The organism is Thermus sp., assembly GCF_056332225.1.
The window spans coordinates 1-638 of sequence record NZ_JBWGQW010000207.1; the positions used below are offsets into that span (position 1 = coordinate 1).

Annotated in this window: 1 protein-coding gene; it reads right to left on the minus strand. The window is 71.8% G+C overall.

Features of this window, described 5'->3' with window-relative positions; all coding sequences use genetic code 11:
* Positions 1-613: hypothetical protein (locus AC01Y6_RS10940; RefSeq protein WP_476671560.1), on the minus strand; the 613-nt coding region annotated here is incomplete at its 3' end.
* Positions 614-638: the final 25 nt, after the last annotated feature.

The following is a 638-nucleotide window of genomic DNA, read 5'->3' on the forward strand; positions in this document are numbered from 1 at the left end:
CCCGGAGGAAGAGGGGCGAAAAAACCCCTTCCACCGCAAGCCGGAGGAGGAGGGGGCTTGGGTCCTCGGGTTCCGCTTTGGGAAAGGCCCGCATCCAGGCCCGGTAGAGCTCCGGGTCCTCGCGGCTTCGGGCGAGGGCCCAGAGCTCCTCCCGGTACGCGTCCTTGAGGGGCGAGCGGAGTAGGGCAAAGGGATCCTCGAGGAGAAAGGCGTCGAGGGCGGGGTCCTGGCCCTTCCGGTAGTGTTTCGGGTGCCCCCGCGCCGCCCGGGCCCGCTCCTCCACGGAGAAGGCCAGGGCCGAACCCGGGTAGAGGGCGAAGTACCCGTGCCCCTTCCGGGCGAGCTCCCGGTAGACCCAGGCGGGGTGGCCCGCCCTCGCCGCCTTGGCGATCTCTTCCGGGTGGCGGCTAGGCTGGGCGTGCTCCACCGCGAAGCGGAGGGCCTCCTCCGTGGCGGCGGGGTTTTTCAGCACGGCCCAGGCCGCCCGCTCGCGCCACGAGTCGGGCCGCCTGGAGAAGACCTCGAGGAGCTCCCGGAAGACCCCGGGGTCGTCGGTCTTGGTGAGGAGGCCCACGGCCTTTCGCAGGCGCTTGGTGCCCTTGAGCCTGCCCATCAGAGTTCTCCCAGCCGGGCGAGGG